The following is a 16,800-nucleotide window of genomic DNA, read 5'->3' as shown; positions in this document are numbered from 1 at the left end:
AGAAATTATAACATACTATTCCATGTGTTTCTATGCTTTTCAAAAAAGCATTTCGTTTTTAAATTGAAAACTTTTTGCCCAAAATCCCGTTAAAATTTTAAGCATATAAAAATTTTAACGGGATTTCGGGCATTTTATATTATTCATTATGTTACATTCCAGAGCATACTTATTTGCCAAACGATTCGGCTTACGGATATAACTGCATAATCTCAGCTTCAAGTTGCTTTAGTTCGTCCATAGATAAAGATGGTATATAACGTGCAATTTTTTCCAGTGAGAGTTCCCCGTCCTTAATCATTCTTTCTGCTGTTTCTCTTGCTTCATCATGTATTTCACTCTCAATAAACGACTTCAAAATCTCTTCTTCATTAAATAAACTCATCATAATCGTCACAACCTCCTTTTCTCTCTCAAGCAAATATTCCTTTAAAACATTCCTGTCTTTGCAAATGCGGATTGTTTCTGACACTGCTTTTTGTGTCATTCCATGCTGCCCAGTCTGTTCATTAAAAACTTTACAGAAAATAATGTACTGGTTAATGATGTTATCCTGGTCGCTTTCATAGATAACTTTTGCTTTTACTTCAATGTCAATATCTGCACCTTCAAAAAATTCTTTTGATAAAGATATTTTATCTGGCTTTCTTCCTTTATTGCCTGTAAAAATAACATAAAGTTCGGGTTTTGGCATTTTTACTTTTTTGCTTTTGTAATAGTTTTGTCCGGTATGTTGAAAGTATTCATGATAGCTTTGTGCCAGATATAGCAAAGCTCTTACTAAAATATTAATTGTCCATGTAGATTGTGCTTCTATAAGTATCATCAGCTTATTGTCAACAATAAAGCCTAAATCATTATAAAAATTGTCAGTCAGCACATTTTTTATTGTTATATCGGTCAATGAATCTTCTGTTGCTGTGATATCTTCCGGATGAAGCGTTTTATACAGCTTTAAGAGATAATTCTTATTCTGAAAAAGGTCAAGGAATACGCTGTTTTTTGCGGTACGTTTTGCCATGGCCTCTGTTATATTTTTTGTTTTTTCCTTCACCTCATCACCTCGGTTTGATAAATTTGTAAAATGAAATAATAAAACTTAATTCTGTTATATCATAATTATACTGAAAAATTTTTATGTTTACAATGAAAACTTTTTGCCCGAAATCCCGCTAAAATTTTAATCACATAAAAATTTATCTTTCTGAAATAATTGTTTTTCAGTAAAGTATATATCTGAACTGTTGATTTTCAGAGAAAAGAAACAGAGTTTTTCCTAAAATTTTTTATAATTGTTTTTTCTACGGGATTTCGGGCATTTTTTGTTTACAGGATGGTACTGCCTTTGTATCTGAATGGTAATCAGGTAATTTTTATTCATTGACTGCTGAAAATATCAGGTTATCCAGTTTTTCAGCCACTATATTCTGTTTATCTTTTGCAACATGGGAATAGACTGCCAATGTAATCTGAGGGTCTTTGTGTCCAGCCCTTTGCTGTACGATATGCAGGGGTATTCCTTCCGATAATAAGAGAGAGATTGCACTATGTCTTGTACCATGAAGTTTGATATGGCGCAGTCCATGTATTTCTAAAGTTCTTGCCCATTTTCTTGTAAAACTTTCAGGAAGAAGATTCTTTATCTCTGCAGATTGTTGCGCAGATAAATGACAGAACCAGAGAAGAAAAACAGATAATTTTACAGGTTATTAAAGATGTAATGAAATTATGTGATGTATCAAAAAAGCATGAACCAGAAAAAACAAAAGAAATTTAAAAAGAGCAGGCAGGGATATGCCATACTTATTCGTGAAGAGTTGGCTGCCCAAAACAAAAATAAACAGAACAGGGACACGATCAGCCGACAATTCAGCTAATCATGTCTTTTTTATTTCTTTTTATCTGGTACAATTCTGTACGTCTGAAAAAGTATATAAGGGAATAATGGGTTGAATCAACCAAAACGAAAGTATGTCAGGAGGAAAAGTATGAGTGAATTAAAGGAACGGATAACGGAAAATGGTATTGATTATATACTGGCAGGGGATTATTATATCCCTGATTTGAAACTGCCGGAAGAAAACCGTCCGATTGGATATTTTGGTCGGCTACATCGGGATTATCTGAAGCAGGAACATTCAGCACGTTACACAGCATTATTACTGACTTGTGAATTGTGGACATATCTTGCCGATTTGAATGAGCAGGCAGAGAAACGGTTAGATATTATCATGGAACAGATGAAGATTGTCGAAGGAGTGACGGAGGAATTAAAAGCAAAAAATCAATGGGAATGGGTTCAGAAGATGAACAGTATCCGATATCGGGCAGAGGAAATAGTTAAAAATGAGATGGTTTATATCTAAATCATGGAGGCAAAAGTAATATGGAAAAACAAGTTTATATTACAGAGGAAGAACGTGCAAAGTGCCAAAAAGTAACTGATGCGTTTGCGGAACTGTACGAGATGGAGAAAATCGTGGTGCTTGATGCGGGCAGATACGGCTTTGTGGAGCTGAAATATTACAAGCCGCCGCATGGCTTTGAAGAAGATGCAACTTTCACGGACGGCAGAGCATTGTTTGATGCTCTTTGGCAGGCATGGTTCGATACAACACTGTATCTGACAGCAAAGAAAATGCAGTTAGATAATATCATCTATGAGGAAGTATTCAACTGCCTTTCAAAAGAAAAACAATCGTCAATTATTGCGAAAAAAGCCGACTTTGCAAGAAAGGCGGGTATAACTCTGTAAAATCAGTTTTACGGAAAGTCAATGCCCTATATAGAGGGAAAAAGATTAGAATGGCTCTGTGTATGATATGCAGGGCTTTTCACTTTTGGACATATTGTCTAAAAGTTATAAAAGAGGAACGAATGAGATGGATTCCGCAGGCGTAGGCATTGTGGGAAAGTGTATAACTGCCTGTTTTATGGAGTTGTGGGTAACTGTGTTTACAGGATGTGGGAAAGCTGCACTTTGCTTTTCCATGTGCTGTGAACACAGTTATCCATGACGGAATAGCCAGTTATGCACTTTTCCATAATGCGGTCTTTAATGATAAGTCTGCAAATTTTACAAATATTTGACAAAAGTTGTGTTTTTGATTTTACAGACAGCACTTATCATAATAATCACAGAGCAAAAAATATCAGATAGAAAAGGAGAAAATGTATCATGAAAAAATTTGTCACACTTATTGCGATTGTATCACTTATGCTTACTGCTATGACAGGATGTGGGAAAACAGTCAGTGGATCGGTATCTACGGACGGTTCAACTTCTATGGAAAAAGTCATTGGCGCTTTGGGAGAAGCCTTTGAGGGAAACAATTCCGGCGTAACCTTTACATATAATCCTACCGGCTCCGGTTCTGGAGTTACAGCGGTTGCAGAGGGACGTTGTGATATTGGTCTTTCCAGCCGTAACTTAAAGGATGAAGAAAAGGCACAGGGGTTGACTGAAACGATACTGGCTCTTGATGGCATTGCCGTTATTGTAAATACTGATAATCCGGTAAATGACCTTGACCTTGAAACGATTGGCAGAATTTATAGGGGCGAAATAACGAATTGGAAGGAGATAGGCGGTAATGATTTGGAAATTGTACTGATTGGCCGTGAAGCGGGAAGTGGTACAAGAGATGGCTTTGAATCCATTACAGATACGGAAGATGTCTGCAAATACCGTCAGGAACTTACATCTACCGGAGATGTGATCACAACGGTGGCAGGCAATCCTGCGGCAATCGGTTATGCTTCCCTTGCGTCCGTAAAGGAAACTGTAAAAGCACTTTCTGTCAGCGGCATTATGCCTACGGAGGAAACAGTCAAAGATGGAAGTTATGTAGTGCAGCGCCCTTTTGTATTAGTTACAAGGAGCAATGTAGAACTTTCGGAGGCTGCACAGAAATTCTTTGACTATATTACATCATCTGAAGCAAATGAGATTATCTCATCTGCGGGTGCTGTGCCGGTAAACTAAAGGCTTTGAAAGGTGGAGTCAAATGAAAAACAGAAAACGGCTTATGGAGAATGCCATACATGGCATTTTCCTGATACTTGGTCTGATTACGGTTGGCTGTGTGCTTTTAATTACAATTTATCTTGTCATATCCGGTATTCCTGCTATCCGTAAAATAGGTGTTTTGAAATTCCTTTTTGGGAAAAAGTGGGCTTCTACGGCAGCACAGCCGCAATATGGCATTTTGCCTTTTATCCTCACAAGTATTTACGGTACGGCTGGTGCAATTGTAATCGGAGTGCCGGTTGGCTTTCTGGCAGCAGTTTACCTCTCTAAAATTGCGCCGCCAAAAGTAAAAACTGTTATAGAAACGGCGGTCAGTCTGCTGGCGGGCATTCCGTCAGTGGTTTATGGACTTGTAGGAATGATGGTGCTTGTTCCGGGGATACGGACCCTCTTTCATATTCCGGACGGGGCAAGTCTGTTTGCTGCCATTATAGTGCTTGCCATTATGATTTTACCATCAATTATCAAAGTATCGCTTACGGCGTTAGAAGCAGTTCCAAAGGAATATGAGGATGCTTCCCTTGCACTTGGAGCAACGCCGGTTGAAACATATTTCCGTGTATCTGTTCCGGCAGCAAAAAGCGGTATCGCAGCGGCTGTCGTGTTAGGAGTTGGCAGGGCTATCGGAGAGGCAATGGCTATTATGATGGTGGCAGGGAACGCACCTAATATGCCGGGGATGTTTCAAAGTGTACGTTTCCTTACAACCGCCGTGGCAAGTGAAATGTCCTATGCGGCTGACGGGAGTTTACAAAAACAGGCATTGTTTTCCATTGCGTTGGTGCTGTTCCTCTTTATCATGCTGATAAATGCCGTGTTGAATTTCTTTTTGAAACATAGTAAGGAGTAAATGAAAATGCAAAAACAATCTATTTCAACTAAAAGGAAAGCATACATTACCGTCATGCGTGTGCTGATGGGAATTTCCGTGAGCGTTACCTGTGCATTGGTATTATTTTTAATCGGCTATGTATTGTGGAAAGGACTGCCGAATGTATCATGGGAACTGCTTACTACAAAACCGAGTTATCTGTCGAACCGCATAGGGATTCTGCCGGATATTCTCAATACGGTCTATATTGTGCTGGCAACTTTGGTATTGGTTCTTCCTCTTGGGGTAGGTGCTGCAATTTATCTGACGGAATATGCCAAAAATAAAAAGCTGGTAGAAATGATTGAATACACTGCTGAAACATTATCGGGGATTCCGTCTATTATTTATGGTCTTGTGGGGATGCTGTTTTTCTGTCAGTTTTTTGGTATGAAAACTTCCCTCTTAGCAGGGGCATTTACACTGGTAATCATGAATCTGCCCACGGTCATGCGTACCACTCAGGAGAGCCTGAAAACGGTGCCGCAAAGTTACCGTGAAGGTGCTTTCGGACTTGGGGCTGGAAAATGGCGTGTGATTTATACCGTTGTACTTCCCGGCTGTATTGAAGGTGTCATAACGGGCTGTATCCTGTCTGTCGGGCGTATTCTTGGGGAATCGGCGGCACTTCTTTTTACGGCTGGTTTTGCCCACGCTCTGAATGGAATCTTTGAGGGGCTTGGCAGTGCAGGGGCAACACTGACAGTTGCATTATATGTCTATGCAAAGGAAAACGGAGAATTTGGAATTGCTTTTGCTATTGCCGCTATCCTGATGATTTTGACTATGTTCATCAATTTGTCGGCGGCATTGGTGGGCAGATATTTCCAAAGAAGGAGAATTGTATGAGTAATGTTATGACAGTGAAAGACCTGTGTCTTTGGTATGGCAGTGCGCAGGCTTTGAAAGATATAAATATTGAAATTGAGGAACGGAGCATTACAGCTCTGATTGGTCCCTCCGGGTGTGGAAAATCTACTTTTCTTAAATCTTTAAATCGAATGAATGACCTTATTACTGGTGTAAGGATTACGGGAGAAGTGTGTTATAGGAATTATAATATTTTTGATGCAGATATTGATGTCAATGAGCTTCGCCGCAGCATTGGCATGGTCTTTCAAAAGCCTAATCCGTTTCCGATGAGTATTTATGATAATATTGCTTATGGACCAAGGACACATGGCATAAAAAATAAAGCAAAACTGGACGATATCGTAGAACACTCCCTGCGTGGAGCTGCAATCTGGGAGGAAGTAAAGGACAGGCTGAAAAAATCGGCATTAGGATTGTCGGGAGGTCAGCAGCAGCGGCTCTGCATTGCCCGTGCATTAGCGGTTGAACCGGATGTGCTTCTGATGGATGAGCCCACAAGCGCCCTTGATCCGATTTCCACATCTAAAATTGAGGAACTTGCAATGGAACTGAAAGATAAGTATACTATTATCATCGTTACGCACAATATGCAGCAGGCTGTACGGATTTCCGATAATACTGCATTCTTTCTCCTCGGTAGTTTAATTGAATATGGAAATACGGAAAAGATGTTTGAGCAGCCAAAAGACAAGCGGACAGAGGATTATATTACGGGGAGGTTTGGATAATGAGAAGTCGTTTTGATGAACAGCTTGCTACGCTTAATAATGAGCTTACGAGGATGGGGGCAATGTGTGAGGAAGCGATTGCAATTGCTTCAAGGGCGCTCTCTGCGGGCGATGTGAAGCTGACAGATAAGGTTATATCCCTTGACGGGGAAATTAACCATATGGAGCGCACAATAGAAACGCTGTGCCTGAAACTGTTGTTACAGCAACAGCCGGTGGCAGGGGATTTGCGGCAGATTTCCGCAGCCCTTAAAATGATTACCGATATGGAGCGTATTGGAACGCAGGCGGCGGACATTGCAGAAATTATTACATTTCTTGACGGGCGGACAGGCGGGGAATGTGAACATATCCGTTTTATGGCTGATGCGGTGAGCCAAATGGTCACAGAAAGCATTGATGCCTTTGTAAAGCAGGATGTTGCGCTGGCTGATGCGGCGATTGACCGTGACGATGTGGTTGACGATTTATTCCTGCAGGTCAAATCATCATTGATTGAACTGATAGCAGAAAAGCCGACAAATGGAGGATACGCATTAGATTTACTGATGATTGCCAAATACTTTGAACGTATTGGGGATCATGCGGTAAATATTGCAGAGTGGGTGGCTTTTTCTGTAACAGGAAAACACAAAGGAGCAGAAAATTTATGAAAATATGGTGCGTAGAGGACGATGAAAGTATCAGGGATATTGAGGTATACACGCTTAATTCTACAGATTTTGAAGCAACAGGCTTTTCGGATGCGGCGGCTTTTCGTGATGCGCTGGCCACGGATAAGCCGGATTTGATTATCCTTGATATTATGCTGCCCGGAGAGGACGGCGTGGAATTGTTGAAATTTCTGAAAGACAGTCCCGACACTTGCAGGATTCCCGTTATCATGGCAACGGCTAAGGGCATGGAGTACGATAAAATTCAGAGCCTTGATTTAGGTGCGGACGATTATCTTGTAAAGCCTTTTGGAATGATGGAAATGGTTTCCCGTGTGAAAGCTGTACTTCGCCGATGCAATCCCACAGAAGTGGAACATCTTTTGAAGGCAGGCGACCTTGTTGTCAATTTAGACGAGCATACTGTTACCGTTGACAGAGAAAGGATACAGCTTACTTTAAAAGAGTTTGAACTTCTCCGTCTGTTCCTCTCTCATCCGGGAATTGCATTTACCCGTGACCAGCTTTTTAATGATGTATGGGGTGCGGATTATATCAGTGAAACAAGGACGGTTGATATGCATATCCGTACATTGCGTGTGAAGCTGGGGGATTATGGGAAAATGATTGAAACAGTGCGTGGCGTTGGATATAGATTAGAGGTGCAGGCATGACAAAGAAAATTTTTAAGTCTATTATGATTGTGGCGGCGGCTGTCCTGATGGCGAGCCTTGTTATCATCATGGGGTGTCTTTACCGCTATTTCAGTGATGTTCAGGGGAAACAGTTAGAAGATGAGTTGTCTTTGGCAGCCGCAGCCGTTGAGAAGAACGGGCAGGAATATCTTGAGGAATTACAATCAAATCAGTACCGTCTGACATGGGTTGCCGGGAACGGCGATGTGATATATGATACACAGTCCGACGAGGAAAGTATGGAAAACCATGCGGACAGGGAGGAAATCAGGCAGGCATTACAGAACAGCGAAGGAAAAAGCCTGCGCTATTCCACGACACTCCTGGAAAAAACGCTTTACTGTGCCAGAAGGCTTAACGATGGTTCTGTCCTTAGAATTTCGGTTAGCAGTGCTACTGTTTGGTTGCTTGTATTGGGAATGATACAGCCGATTTTAATTGTGCTTGCCGTGGCCCTTGTGTTGTCGGGAGTGTTGGCAAGCCGGATTTCCAAACATATCATGGAGCCATTAAACAGCCTTGATTTGGAAAAACCGCTGGAAAATGATACCTATGAAGAATTAGCGCCCTTATTAAACCGTATCAATAAACAGCATAGGCAGATAGATGTACAGTTGTCGGAACTTCAGAGAAAGAATGATGAGTTTACACAGATTACGCAGGGCATGACGGAAGGACTTGTGCTTTTAAATGAAAAAAACATCATTCTGAACATCAATCCCGCAGCATTGAAACTGTTCCATACAAAAAAATCCTGCATAGGTAAAGATTTTCTGACAGTGGAGCGGAACCATGATGTGAGCCATGCTATACAGGACGCATTTTCAAACGGACACAGCGAAATCCGCATAGAACGTGAGGGAAAAGAGTATCAGCTCCATGTCAACCGCATTGAATCTAATGGTACTGTAATCGGGGCGGTTGTCCTTGCCTTTGATATAACAGAAGAAGCTTTCGCAGAAAGGAACAGGCGGGAGTTTACTGCCAATGTATCACATGAACTGAAAACGCCGCTGCAATCAATCATGGGAAGTGCGGAGTTAATGGAGAATGGTCTTGTAAAACCGGAGGATATGGCACGTTTTGTAGGGCATATCCGCACAGAGGCAGGGCGGCTTGTAACATTGATTGATGATATTATCCGTTTATCCCAATTAGACGAGGGGTGCGATATGCCTTTTGAAAATGTTGACTTATATGAGGTTGCAACGGATGTGGCTGCGGGGCTGGCGGATATAGCAGCGATAAAGGATATTGAAATTGCTGTGACAGGGGAAACAGTCAGGATAAAAAGTGTCCGGCGGTTATTGACGGAAATTATATTTAATCTTTGCGATAATGCTGTCAAATATAATAAAGATGGCGGTATGGTGGAGGTTTCTGTAAGCAGGGAGGAAAATCAGGCTGTGATCTCTGTAAAGGATTCAGGAATTGGCATTCCGGCGGAACATCAGGCAAGGATATTTGAGAGGTTTTACAGAGTGGATAAGAGCCGTTCTAAAGAGTCGGGTGGAACGGGGCTGGGACTTTCTATTGTAAAACACGCCGTACAGTATTTGAATGGTCAGATTGACTTACAGAGCAGCCCTGGAGAAGGAACAATCATACAGATTTTTTTGCAAGAGGATAAAAATGATGTGATGCAGATTTCCTAAAAAATTCAAATTTTACATAAATTATACAAAACATAGCTTTTAGATTTTACAAAGAAGTCATAAGATTAGTTTTATATATTCAATACAAACGCTAATGGTGGTTGATAATGCAATCTTTATGACATAAATATGTAATTCATAAATTAGGGAATAGTGGTTTTATTTGAGTATAAAACGCTGTTCTCTTTTTTTGTAAAAGATGGCAGAGAGGGACAGGTCATGTTTAGAAAAAAACAAAAACTGTATATATGCAAAAAACGAAAAATACGGAATGGTTATACACATCAAGGTGTACTGCAAGGAAGGTTGAAACTTACCTGCGGTACACCTTTTTTGTTGGTGTGAAATTTGTCTGATTTTAGATGTTATTGCAGTTTCGCTTTGACTGCTGCTGTTCCGTTTTGTGGCAGAAATTTTGATACGGTTTACTGTTTCATGTATGGCTGTTTTGAGAGCATGGCTTTTTGTGTATCCCACACTTTTTTCATCAGTTCCTTTACCTCTTTTACATCAGCGGCATAGATGTTTCCTGTGGCGTTCATGCGCTTTGCTATCTGGTTCAGATTGCCGCCGATTTTTCCGAGTGCGGCATTGTATTCCCGAAGTTCGGAATAGTCAATGTCATAAACAAAACCATACAAAATCTGGCGGCGCAGGAAAGCGGATTTGCTTTTCATGCCGGAGGCTTTTACTTTCTGCTCAAGGATATACTGCTCATCGTCACTCAGATAGATTTTTAACTCGTTTTTGCGTTCTCTGTTTGCCATTTTTAGTGTCCTTTCTGTAATGGATTGATGAAAGTATTTTACACAATCTTCTATCCCGTTATGGGGGATATTTGTGCAGAAAAATGAGTGAAAAAATGAGAAATTCCAGCAGGGCATTTCATGGATTTTTGAGCGCAGAGGGGGCTAGGGGGAAACTTCCCCCTACAAGCATTTTTTCCAAGTTTCCGTCATTTGGAAAATTGGAAAAAATCAGTCTGTGAGGGAACACAGGCAGTGCTTGCTATGACGTTATACCGACTTTTTCGGCAACGCTGATAAATACGGGATTTGTTCAAAAAAAGTCGGTATAACTTTTACCATTTTTGAAAAAATAATCAAACTTTTTTGAAGAATGTAGCCATAGAGGGAATATTACTTTTTTTATAATAACCACAGGGAATTAAACAGAGGGAGGAGGTGAAACATGAAGGACAATACATTCCAGCGGCGGCGTGAGATTGAGTATATGCTGCTGTCGGGGAAAAAGCTGACTACAACGGAATTAATGAAGATATACCATGTCGGCAGGAAAGCAATCCGCAGGGATTTTGACATCATCGGCGAAGAACTGCCCGTGGTTACACGGCAGGGATATGACGGCGGTTATTACCTTGCGGGCGGTGTGTCGCAGCACCAGAACTCGCTCACGCAGGAACAGTTGGAATGTTTGGAAAAAGTTGCTGTGACCTGTGGTTCAGATGACAGGAAGATTGTCCTGTCAATCATACATGAATTTGGACCGTACTGCGGAAGTTTTACATAGAAAATGACGGGAGGTGCGGCATGGACACTGCACACCGGAGAATGGAAATCATCAGCATTTTATCCGCCAGGGGGCATACGACAATGAGGGAGCTTGCATGGGAACTGGATGTTTCAAGGCGCACGATAATGAATGACGTTATCGCACTGTCTTTTGATTACCCTGTCTACACAAAGCCGGGCGAGGGCGGCGGGGTTTTCATCACGGAAAATTACAAGCCTTATACCAATACCCTCACGCTGACGGAACAGAAAACCTTATGCGGCTTATATGATAAAGCAGAGGGGAAAGAGAAAGAAATTCTTTTCCGTATCATTCGCAAATATGGTGCGGACAAGCTGAAAATTTAAGGCGGCATTTGAACGCTGACACTAAAAACTGAATACATAATCCAATATATATTTCTGCAATCTTTCCCGATTGTTTGCAGAAAGTTTTCAAGGGATTTTGAATTATTTTTCATTAACACAGCGCAAGGGCAGTCACAGACTTATGGGAAAAGTCTGGGCTGTCCTTTTTGTGCGTTTAAGGAGGTATTTATGGCAAAGAGATATTACTGGCTGAAACTGAAAGCGGACTGGTTTTCAGACAAGCGCATCAAGAAGCTGCGCTCCATAGCGGGCGGTGATACGCACACAATTATCTATCTGAAAATGATGCTGCTGTCGTTAAAGGACGAGGGGAAACTTTACTTTGAGGGTGTGGAGGACAACTTCGCTTCAGAGATTGCCCTTGCGCTTGACGAGGACGCAGAAAAGGTGAAGCTGACGCTGCATTTTTACAGCGGCACGGGCTGATAGAGATTGGTGATGATGACGAGTACCAGCTCACAGAAGTGACGACAATCATCGGCTCGGAAACAGCGTCAACCATACGTTCAAGGGAGTGCAGGGAACGGAAAAAACAGCTTGCGCTTGGACAGAAAGTGTTGCAATGCAACACAAATGAAACAGGCTGCAACAACCTGAAACAGATTTGCCGCGTAGAGAGAGAGTTAGAGATAGAGAGAGATAAAGAGATAGAGAAAGAGGGAGAGGGAGAGAAAGACACGCCCGCCCCCGCCGCTTATGGGAGATTCCATAATATTTTCCTCTCTGATGCGGAACTTGATGCTTTGAAAACAGAACTGCCCGGCAAATGGGAATATTACATTGACCGCTTATCCGTACATATTGCTTCAAGCGGGAAACAGTACCATAACCATGCCGCCACGATTTATAAATGGGCGCAGGAGGACACTGAAAAGGCAGCAACCACAGGAAATGCACTGAAAAAGGGAATGCCCGATTATTCATACAGTGAGGAGGACAGCTTATGAACGGTTTGACCGACACAATTTTACAGATGATGGACACCACGCCGGAGCCAGAGGATTACATGGGGGAGGACGGGCTGCTGCACTGTGGGAAATGCCACAAGCCTAAAGAAGCATATTTTCCTAAAGGCAAGGCTCTGTTTGGTCGTGACCGGCACCCGTCTGAATGCGACTGCCGCAGGGCAGAGCGTGAAAAGCTGGAAAAGAGGGATGCGGACGAAAAGCACAATGCCGAAGTGGAGCGTCTGAAACGGGAAGGTTTTTCCAATCCGGCGATGCGGAACTGGACTTTTCAAAACGACAACGGGAAATGCCCGCAGATGGAAAAAGCACACTCTTATGTGGAGCTGTGGGAGCAGATGAAAGCGGAGAACCACGGGCTGGTCTTGTGGGGGAATGTCGGATCGGGGAAAAGTTATTTTGCAGGCTGTATCGCAAATGCCCTTATGGAGAGGGAAATACCTGTCTGTATGACGAACTTTGCAACGATACTCAACAACCTTTTTTATGGCTCGGAAAACAGAAATGAGTACATTGTAAGGCTCTGCTCCTATCCCCTGCTTATCCTTGATGATTTCGGCATGGAGAGGGGTACGGAATACGGGCTGGAACAGGTATACAACGTGATTGACAGCAGGTATATCAGCAAAAAACCGTTAATTGCAACGACGAACCTCACGCCGGAGCAGCTAAAAAACCCGGAGGACGTTCCCCACGCACGCATTTATGGCAGGCTGCTTGAGATGTGTACGCCTGTCCGCTTTATGGGAGATGATTTCCGCAGGGCAGCGGCACAGCAGAAAAAGGAACGCCTTAAAGAACTGATGATGGAGAATAAGACGGTGCAGGCTGAGGGGGCAGATTTATGATTATGGACAGGGAAATGAAAACGGACAAAAAAGGGAAAAAGGCGCAGACAAGGTTTGTTGTGACGAGGGAGTTTGGCGGCACGCAGACCATGCAGGAAGCCTTTGAACATCTTATAGAGAAAAAGACGGAGGAACACATTTCAAGGAATGCGGCGCATTTTTTGAATAAGGGGCAGGCAAGTCCTGGAAAAATATGTTGAAATTAAAACGGGGGCATGGTAATATAATGGTATCGTGTCCCTGTTCATAAAGGAGAGAACCTATGAACAGGAAAAACAATTCTAAGATTACCGGTCCATTACTTACTGCCCTTTACTGCCGCTTATCCCTTGAAGACGGCAAAGACAACGAGAGCATGAGTATCAGCAATCAAAAATTACTGCTGAAAGATTATGCAGAAAAGAACGGCATGTTCAACTGCGAGTATTATGTGGACGATGGTTTCACAGGGCGGAACTTCAACCGTCCAGCATTCCGGCGTATGATAAGTGATATTGAAGCAGGAAAGATAAGCTGCGTGATTACCAAAGACCTTTCAAGGCTTGGGCGCAACTATATTGAGTCCGGCAGCTACATGGAAGTGTTCTTTCCAAAACACAATGTACGTTACATAGCCATTACGGACAATTATGACAGCGTGAACAAGCAGGAAATGGATATTGCGCCGTTTAAGAATATCCTGAACGATATGTACAGCCGGGATATTTCAAAAAAGGTGCTTGCGGGGCGCATGACACGCTCAAGGCAGGGGAAATTCTGCGGAGGGCAGCCGCCGCTTGGTCTGATGCGTGATCCGGACGATAACGGACACCTTATCATTGATCCGGAAACTGCGTCGATTATCAGGCGGATATATGACCTTGCGCTTGACGGGTTTGGGAACATGAAAATATGCAAGGTTTTGATGGAGGAACGAATACCGATTACAAGAATGCAGACGGGAACGGACTGTGATGTGAATTATTACGCTTGGAGTGGCTCACGCATATCAACCATTTTGAGAAATCCATTTTACAAGGGCGCACATGTTGTCTGCAAGACGCACCAGAAGGGCATACGCTCCAATACCTACAATATCATTCCGAGGGAGCAGAGGGAAGTCATAGAGGACTGCCACGAAGCCATTATCCCCAAAGCGGAGTGGGAAAAGGTACAGCAGCCCATAGACCGCAGACTGCCGATTATGAAGGGTAATAACTGCCCATATTATAATATTTTTCATGGCATTGTCTACTGTGCTACCTGTGGGAAGTCCATGCAGGTACGTTATGAAAAAATCGGGAGGACGGACAAAGACCGCAGGACGGGGAAAGAACGTGAGCCGATAGACAAGGCATACTATATCTGCCAGACATATAACCGTTTGGGTAAAAATGCCTGCACAAGCCATAAAATCGAAGCGAGGGATTTATACAATCTTGTGCTTGCCGACATACAGGAAGTTGCGGCAATGGCGTTAAAGGACAGGGAAGCGTTTTACGGGCGTTTAAGCCGAAGGATGGAAAAACAGTACCTTGCCGACACTGACAGCCTTAAAAGGGAATATGAGAGCCTTGCAGGGCGCAATCAGGAGATAGATGATACTTTTATCAGCCTTTATGCGGACAAGGCAAAGGGGATACTTACGGAAAAGCGTTTCCTGAAGCTGACGGACGCAATGGAGAAAGAGCAGGAAAACAACCAGAACCGTATGCAGGAGATAGCGGCGCTTATCAGTAAGGAAGAACATTCGGAGGGTGATGTGCGGACGTTCGTGGAGGAAATAAAGCGGTATGCCGCCATTACGGAACTTGACGAAACGGTGTTAAACAGGCTGATTAACCGCATACTGATAGGCAAGCCGGAGAAGATTGACGGGGTAAGGACACAGGAAGTGCGGATTGCATATAACTTTATCGGGGAACTGTAAATAATAGGATATTTACTATATAACTAAAAAACAATTTGGAAAGCGGAGGTTCGAGAGAATCTCTGTTTTTTCATTTTTGTAGACTTATTATTGGTAATCGTATGAAAAAGGTGCGACAAAGGAGGATAGAATTATCCAACTGTTTTGAATCTGGTCTGCAAAAATGATGTTATGCTGGCATATAAGTTGGTTCAAAAATATACAGAAATGAGGAAATTTACATAGATTTAACATATATGGGATAGCAGATTTTACATTGGTAAGTCTACAATAAATAATGAAGTATGAAAGCAAAATTTCTATAGAACAGTTAAAGGAATTGTATGACGGCAGTTATGAAAGATGGAGTGACATAAAGTAGATATTAGATCGTTACTCTATTGTCAGGAAGATAAATATTTTTGGAGGAATGAACATGAAGCGAAAAAAATTGAAACGAAAGATTGCTGACTTAAGGAAAGAAAATCAGGAATTAAAAAGGTCTGTTTTGCGGGAAAAGGAAGCTAATCAGATGAAAAGTGTTTTTTTATCCCATATATCCCATGATATACGAACACCAATCAATGGAATTGATGGTATGACAAATATTGCTATCAGGCATTTTGACGATAAGGACAGGGTGCTTGACTGCCTGAATAAAATAGACAGTTCTTCCCAGTATTTGTTGTCGCTGCTGAATGATGTTTTAGATATAAACCGAATTGAAAGTGGCAAAATGATCATCAGTTATGAACCTATGGATATACGCAGTTTAATAAATAATTGTGCAGACATTGTTGACAGTCTGCTGATAGAAAAGAATGTGGAATTTGTTAAAAGTTTTGGAATGTTCCGCCATCCTGTGCTGTTGGGAGATGAACTGCATTTACGTCGGATACTCATCAATATACTGAGCAATGCTGCAAAATTTACACCAGATGGAGGAGAAATATTTTTTCATGTGAGGGAAATTTCTGCCGATAGTGGAAAGGCAGTATATTGTTTTGAAATTGAAGATAATGGAATCGGTATGAAACCAGAGTTTTTGGAACGGATATGGGAATCATTTTCACAGGAAAACAGCAGAAATTACAGTGGGTTTAAGGGTAGCGGTCTTGGTATGGCTATCACAAAGAAACTGGTGGATTTGATGAACGGGAACATTTATGTCGAAAGCGAGCAGGGTGTCGGAAGTAAATTCAGGGTGGAAATTGCATTTGATGTCGGAGTGATGCCTGATTTTTTGGAAATACAGAAGAAAAAAGAAGAGAGGCACAAACAGGAAATTTGCCTGAAAGGAAAAAAGGTTTTATTGGTGGAAGACCAGCCGCTGAATATGGAAATTACGAAAAGCGTGTTAGATGATGTGGGAATGGATGTAGTGACAGCAGAAAATGGGCAAGTAGCAGTCAATATTTTCAATAATTGTGCGGATGGAACATATGATGCCATTATAATGGATGTGCGGATGCCAGTCATGGATGGTTTATCCGCTGCGAAGAAAATTCGTACATTGCCGAAAAATGATGCACCAACAATTCCAATTATAGCTATGACAGCGGATACTTTTGAAGAGGATATTAAAAGAACGGAAGAAGCTGGTATGAATGCTCATTTATCAAAGCCTATTAATTTGGAAGAAGTGATTCGGACTTTAAATAGATGTCTATCTTGAAAAGAAATCACGAGCATG

The 16,800-nt window shown here is 42.0% G+C and carries 20 protein-coding genes; 17 read left to right on the top strand and 3 right to left on the bottom strand.

What is annotated here, in order from left to right:
• Positions 1 to 190 precede the first annotated feature (190 nt).
• Together C805_RS23230 and C805_RS27630 are read right to left on the bottom strand one after the other, a co-directional pair.
• Positions 191 to 1,054 carry a hypothetical protein gene (locus tag C805_RS23230; RefSeq protein ID WP_016216489.1) on the bottom strand — a complete coding sequence of 288 codons (864 nt, stop codon included), beginning with the start codon at positions 1,052 to 1,054 and terminating at the stop codon, positions 191 to 193.
• 319 nt (positions 1,055 to 1,373) lie between these two features.
• Positions 1,374 to 1,643, bottom strand: coding sequence for a tyrosine-type recombinase/integrase (locus C805_RS27630; protein ID WP_081640374.1), 270 nt, complete (start codon positions 1,641 to 1,643; stop codon positions 1,374 to 1,376).
• Between the two features lie 345 nt (positions 1,644 to 1,988).
• Between C805_RS27630 and C805_RS23225 the strand changes: the two genes are divergently transcribed.
• The 9 genes from C805_RS23225 (at position 1,989) to C805_RS23185 (ending at position 9,505) form a co-directional block, all read left to right on the top strand.
• Complete coding sequence (locus C805_RS23225) at positions 1,989 to 2,366, top strand: TnpV protein (RefSeq protein ID WP_016216487.1); 378 nt, start codon at positions 1,989 to 1,991, stop codon at positions 2,364 to 2,366.
• A 20-nt stretch (positions 2,367 to 2,386) separates the two neighbouring features.
• Positions 2,387 to 2,755, top strand: a complete 369-nt coding sequence (locus tag C805_RS23220) for a hypothetical protein (RefSeq protein WP_016216486.1) — start codon at positions 2,387 to 2,389, stop codon at positions 2,753 to 2,755.
• Positions 2,756 to 3,178: 423 nt separating this feature from the next.
• Complete coding sequence (locus C805_RS23215) at positions 3,179 to 3,985, top strand: phosphate ABC transporter substrate-binding protein (protein WP_016216485.1); 807 nt, start codon at positions 3,179 to 3,181, stop codon at positions 3,983 to 3,985.
• A gap of 22 nt (positions 3,986 to 4,007) precedes the next feature.
• Positions 4,008 to 4,880 carry a phosphate ABC transporter permease subunit PstC gene (gene pstC, locus C805_RS23210; RefSeq protein ID WP_016216484.1) on the top strand — a complete coding sequence of 291 codons (873 nt, stop codon included), beginning with the start codon at positions 4,008 to 4,010 and terminating at the stop codon, positions 4,878 to 4,880.
• A 6-nt stretch (positions 4,881 to 4,886) separates the two neighbouring features.
• On the top strand, positions 4,887 to 5,750 hold the full coding sequence (pstA, locus tag C805_RS23205; protein ID WP_016216483.1) for a phosphate ABC transporter permease PstA: 864 nt from the start codon (positions 4,887 to 4,889) through the stop codon (positions 5,748 to 5,750).
• Positions 5,747 to 6,502 carry a phosphate ABC transporter ATP-binding protein PstB gene (gene pstB / locus C805_RS23200; protein ID WP_016216482.1) on the top strand — a complete coding sequence of 252 codons (756 nt, stop codon included), beginning with the start codon at positions 5,747 to 5,749 and terminating at the stop codon, positions 6,500 to 6,502. Before pstA ends, pstB begins: the two co-directional genes overlap by 4 nt.
• Positions 6,502 to 7,155, top strand: a complete 654-nt coding sequence (gene phoU, locus C805_RS23195) for a phosphate signaling complex protein PhoU (protein ID WP_016216481.1) — start codon at positions 6,502 to 6,504, stop codon at positions 7,153 to 7,155. Before pstB ends, phoU begins: the two co-directional genes overlap by 1 nt.
• The gene (locus C805_RS23190; RefSeq protein WP_016216480.1) at positions 7,152 to 7,829 is read left to right on the top strand and encodes a winged helix-turn-helix domain-containing protein; all 678 of its coding nucleotides are present in this window, start codon (positions 7,152 to 7,154) and stop codon (positions 7,827 to 7,829) included. The genes phoU and C805_RS23190 overlap by 4 nt, the downstream gene beginning before the upstream one ends.
• A complete protein-coding gene (locus C805_RS23185; RefSeq protein ID WP_016216479.1) occupies positions 7,826 to 9,505 on the top strand; it encodes a sensor histidine kinase in 1,680 nt (559 codons plus the stop codon). The genes C805_RS23190 and C805_RS23185 overlap by 4 nt, the downstream gene beginning before the upstream one ends.
• A gap of 425 nt (positions 9,506 to 9,930) precedes the next feature.
• Here C805_RS23185 and mobC read toward each other — a convergent pair whose 3' ends face one another.
• Entirely contained in the window at positions 9,931 to 10,272 is a 342-nt protein-coding gene (gene mobC, locus C805_RS23180) for a plasmid mobilization protein (RefSeq protein ID WP_016216478.1), read from the bottom strand.
• A 424-nt stretch (positions 10,273 to 10,696) separates the two neighbouring features.
• On the opposite strand from mobC, the gene C805_RS23175 reads away from it, so the two are divergent.
• The 8 genes from C805_RS23175 (at position 10,697) to C805_RS23145 (ending at position 16,782) form a co-directional block, all read left to right on the top strand.
• Positions 10,697 to 11,035 (top strand): HTH domain-containing protein, encoded by a 339-nt coding sequence (locus C805_RS23175; protein ID WP_016216477.1) that lies wholly within the window; start codon positions 10,697 to 10,699, stop codon positions 11,033 to 11,035.
• A 20-nt stretch (positions 11,036 to 11,055) separates the two neighbouring features.
• Entirely contained in the window at positions 11,056 to 11,385 is a 330-nt protein-coding gene (locus tag C805_RS23170; protein ID WP_016216476.1) for a helix-turn-helix transcriptional regulator, read from the top strand.
• Between the two features lie 189 nt (positions 11,386 to 11,574).
• The gene (locus C805_RS26570; protein ID WP_016216475.1) at positions 11,575 to 11,832 is read left to right on the top strand and encodes a phage replisome organizer N-terminal domain-containing protein; all 258 of its coding nucleotides are present in this window, start codon (positions 11,575 to 11,577) and stop codon (positions 11,830 to 11,832) included.
• A gap of 38 nt (positions 11,833 to 11,870) precedes the next feature.
• Entirely contained in the window at positions 11,871 to 12,353 is a 483-nt protein-coding gene (locus tag C805_RS26565) for a hypothetical protein (RefSeq protein WP_016216474.1), read from the top strand.
• Positions 12,350 to 13,219, top strand: a complete 870-nt coding sequence (locus C805_RS23160; protein WP_016216473.1) for an ATP-binding protein — start codon at positions 12,350 to 12,352, stop codon at positions 13,217 to 13,219. The genes C805_RS26565 and C805_RS23160 overlap by 4 nt, the downstream gene beginning before the upstream one ends.
• Entirely contained in the window at positions 13,216 to 13,419 is a 204-nt protein-coding gene (locus C805_RS23155; protein WP_016216472.1) for a hypothetical protein, read from the top strand. Before C805_RS23160 ends, C805_RS23155 begins: the two co-directional genes overlap by 4 nt.
• Positions 13,420 to 13,481: 62 nt before the next feature.
• Entirely contained in the window at positions 13,482 to 15,128 is a 1,647-nt protein-coding gene (locus tag C805_RS23150) for a recombinase family protein (protein WP_016216471.1), read from the top strand.
• Positions 15,129 to 15,639: 511 nt separating this feature from the next.
• Entirely contained in the window at positions 15,640 to 16,782 is a 1,143-nt protein-coding gene (locus C805_RS23145; protein ID WP_196811099.1) for an ATP-binding response regulator, read from the top strand.
• The last annotated feature ends 18 nt before the right edge of the window (positions 16,783 to 16,800 follow it).

Source organism: Eubacterium sp. 14-2 (assembly GCF_000403845.2).
Lineage (GTDB): Bacteria > Bacillota > Clostridia > Lachnospirales > Lachnospiraceae > Petralouisia.
This window is presented reverse-complemented; position numbering and strand designations above follow the sequence as displayed.

Excerpts from the sequence above, each read along its gene's own strand:
- C805_RS23225 (WP_016216487.1), top strand. The coding sequence starts at position 1,989 with ATGAGTGAATTAAAGGAACGGATAACGGAAAATGGTATTGATTATATA.
- C805_RS23220 (WP_016216486.1), top strand. The coding sequence starts at position 2,387 with ATGGAAAAACAAGTTTATATTACAGAGGAAGAACGTGCAAAGTGCCAA.
- C805_RS23215 (WP_016216485.1), top strand. The coding sequence starts at position 3,179 with ATGAAAAAATTTGTCACACTTATTGCGATTGTATCACTTATGCTTACT.
- pstC (WP_016216484.1), top strand. The coding sequence starts at position 4,008 with ATGAAAAACAGAAAACGGCTTATGGAGAATGCCATACATGGCATTTTC.
- pstA (WP_016216483.1), top strand. The coding sequence starts at position 4,887 with ATGCAAAAACAATCTATTTCAACTAAAAGGAAAGCATACATTACCGTC.
- pstB (WP_016216482.1), top strand. The coding sequence starts at position 5,747 with ATGAGTAATGTTATGACAGTGAAAGACCTGTGTCTTTGGTATGGCAGT.
- phoU (WP_016216481.1), top strand. The coding sequence starts at position 6,502 with ATGAGAAGTCGTTTTGATGAACAGCTTGCTACGCTTAATAATGAGCTT.
- C805_RS23190 (WP_016216480.1), top strand. The coding sequence starts at position 7,152 with ATGAAAATATGGTGCGTAGAGGACGATGAAAGTATCAGGGATATTGAG.
- C805_RS23185 (WP_016216479.1), top strand. The coding sequence starts at position 7,826 with ATGACAAAGAAAATTTTTAAGTCTATTATGATTGTGGCGGCGGCTGTC.
- mobC (WP_016216478.1), bottom strand. The coding sequence starts at position 10,272 with ATGGCAAACAGAGAACGCAAAAACGAGTTAAAAATCTATCTGAGTGAC.
- C805_RS23175 (WP_016216477.1), top strand. The coding sequence starts at position 10,697 with ATGAAGGACAATACATTCCAGCGGCGGCGTGAGATTGAGTATATGCTG.
- C805_RS23170 (WP_016216476.1), top strand. The coding sequence starts at position 11,056 with ATGGACACTGCACACCGGAGAATGGAAATCATCAGCATTTTATCCGCC.
- C805_RS26570 (WP_016216475.1), top strand. The coding sequence starts at position 11,575 with ATGGCAAAGAGATATTACTGGCTGAAACTGAAAGCGGACTGGTTTTCA.
- C805_RS23160 (WP_016216473.1), top strand. The coding sequence starts at position 12,350 with ATGAACGGTTTGACCGACACAATTTTACAGATGATGGACACCACGCCG.
- C805_RS23155 (WP_016216472.1), top strand. The coding sequence starts at position 13,216 with ATGATTATGGACAGGGAAATGAAAACGGACAAAAAAGGGAAAAAGGCG.
- C805_RS23150 (WP_016216471.1), top strand. The coding sequence starts at position 13,482 with ATGAACAGGAAAAACAATTCTAAGATTACCGGTCCATTACTTACTGCC.
- C805_RS23145 (WP_196811099.1), top strand. The coding sequence starts at position 15,640 with ATGAAAAGTGTTTTTTTATCCCATATATCCCATGATATACGAACACCA.